Raw genomic sequence first — 2,389 nt, 5'->3', positions numbered from 1 at the left:
TGATGACGCTCAGGTGAATCTCCCCAGTTCTGCTCACTGAAATTCCCCACCCCGTGGCCCCATCCGGAAGCGGGTGGGGCTCCTTCGAAGATGGCGGTCTCTGACCACACGCCGTCTCACGAAGGAGCCCTCGCTTCCCATGCTGACACGGGAGGAAGACATCGACGCGCACGCGTTGCGCCGGCAGGGCTGGACGATCTCCGCGATCGCCCGGCACCTGGGCCGGGACCGCAAGACCATCCGCGCCTACCTCGACGGCGGCCGGGTCGCCGGGCAACGGAAGCCGGCCGGGGAGGATCCGTTCGAGCCGTACGTGGACTACGTCCGCGCCCGGCTGGCCGAGGATCCGCACCTGTGGGCGGTGACCTTGTTCGACGAGGTCGTCGGGCTCGGCTACGACCGGTCGTATCCGACGTTCACCCGCCAGATCCGCACCCGTGGTCTGCGGCCGCACTGCGAGCCCTGCAGCGCCACAAGAGGCCGTCCGGCAGCGGTGATCGAGCATCCGCCCGGTGAGGAGACCCAGTGGGACTGGGTCGAGCTCCCGGATCCGCCGACGTCGTGGGGGTGGGGCAAACACGCGCACCTGCTGGTCGGCGCGCTGGCCCACTCCGGGAAGTGGCGCGGCACCCTGGCCCCGGCCGAGGACCAGGCACAGCTCATCGCCGGACTCGACGCGACCGCCCGCAAGCTCGGCGGGCTGACGAAGAAGTGGCGCTTCGACCGGATGACCACGGTGTGCCACCCCGAGTCGGGCAAGGTCACCGCCACCTTCGCCGCGGTCGCCAAGCACTACGGCGTCCACGTCGCGATCTGCCCACCGCGGCGCGGCAACCGCAAGGGCGTGGTGGAGAAGTCCAACCACACCGCCGCGCAACGCTGGTGGCGCACCCTGCCCGACGACGTCACCATCACCGAAGCGCAGGCGTCGCTGGACAAGTGGTGCGCCACCCGCGGCGACGCGCGGCTGCGTGCGGCTGGACCGAGCAGCAAGGCGAGCGTGCTCACCATCGCCGAGCGTGAGCCGTTGGCGCCGGTGCCGGCCTCGCCGTTCCCCGCGACGATCACCGAGGAACGGACCGTGTCCGCCCAGGCGCTGGTCGCCTGGCGCGGCAACTTCTACTCCGTCCCACCCGAGCTCGCTCGCGCCCAGGTCACCGTGTCCCAGCGGCTCGGTGCCCAGCACCTCGACATCGCCACCCTCGGCGGGATCGTGGTCGCCCGCCACGAGCTCGCACCCGACGGCGCCGGGGTGATGGTCCGCGACCACGGCCACGTGATCGCCCTCGAGCAGCACGTGCTCGCCGGCCACGACACCAGCAGACCCCACCGGCGCAAGGAACGCATCCCACCCGGGCCAGCCGCCCGCGCGGCCGCCGACGTCCTCCGCGCCGCCCAGCAGCCCACCGCCGTCGCCGAACGCGACGACGTGGTGATCGACCTGTCCAAGTACGACCGAGCAGCAATCGGAAGGAACACCCTCACGTGACCAACCCGATCAACACCGACCCGATGACCGTGCCGATGACAGGGAGCCAGGCCAGCCTCTACCAGCAACTGCGTGGCCACCTCGCCACCTTGAAGCTCACCGCCGCAGCCGAGCACCTACCCAGCGTGCTCGCCGAAGCCGACGCCCAGGGCTGGTCGACCACCCAGACCCTCGAGCACCTGCTGGCCCGCGAGGTCGAGGCCACCGAAGCACGCAAGCTCGCCGGACGACTCAGGTTCGCCTCGCTGCCCACCCCCGCGACCCTGGCCGACTTCGACTTCGACGCCGCTCCCGGCGTGGACCCCAAGCTCATCAACGAGCTCGCGACGTGTCGCTACCTCGAGTCCGCCACCAACGTGCTGCTGATCGGACCACCCGGCGTCGGCAAGACCCACCTCGCCGTCGGCCTCGGCCGCGCTGCTGCCGAAGCCGGCTACCGGACCTACTTCACCACCGCCGCCGACCTCGCCGCCCGCTGCCACCGCGCCGCGATCGAAGGACGCTGGGCCACCACCATGCGGTTCTTCGCCGGACCCACCCTGCTCATCATCGACGAACTCGGCTACCTCCCGCTCCCCGGCGAGGCAGCCTCCGCGCTGTTCCAGGTCGTCTCCCAGCGCTACCTCAAGACCAGCATCATCCTCACCACCAACCGCGGCGTCGCGTCCTGGGGCGAGGTCCTCGGCGACACCACCGTCGCCGCCGCCATGCTCGACCGCCTCCTCCACCGCTCCGTCGTGCTCAACCTCGACGGCGACTCCTACCGACTCCGCGACCACCACGCCAAGAACGACGCACTCCGTCAGACCGCGACCGGCACCCGCCGACCACTACAGTGACCACCGCCCAGGGTGGGGACTTTCGATGAGCATCACTGGGGAATTCCGGCGAGCGCCATCA

The 2,389-nt window shown here is 70.7% G+C and carries 2 protein-coding genes; both read left to right on the top strand.

Translation table 11 applies throughout. From position 1 onward, the window contains the following. Positions 1-139 precede the first annotated feature (139 nt). Positions 140-1,489: an IS21 family transposase gene (istA, locus tag D6B71_RS22290; protein ID WP_121258996.1), complete on the top strand. Its 1,350-nt coding sequence runs from the start codon at positions 140-142 to the stop codon at positions 1,487-1,489. Then, on the top strand, positions 1,486-2,328 hold the full coding sequence (gene istB / locus D6B71_RS22285) for an IS21-like element helper ATPase IstB (protein WP_206051927.1): 843 nt from the start codon (positions 1,486-1,488) through the stop codon (positions 2,326-2,328). Before istA ends, istB begins: the two co-directional genes overlap by 4 nt. The last annotated feature ends 61 nt before the right edge of the window (positions 2,329-2,389 follow it).

It is taken from the genome of Nocardioides ferulae (genome assembly GCF_003660455.1).
Taxonomy (GTDB): domain Bacteria; phylum Actinomycetota; class Actinomycetes; order Propionibacteriales; family Nocardioidaceae; genus Nocardioides; species Nocardioides ferulae.
Note: the sequence above shows the minus strand (reverse complement) of the source record. Positions and strands in the feature narration are given on the sequence as shown.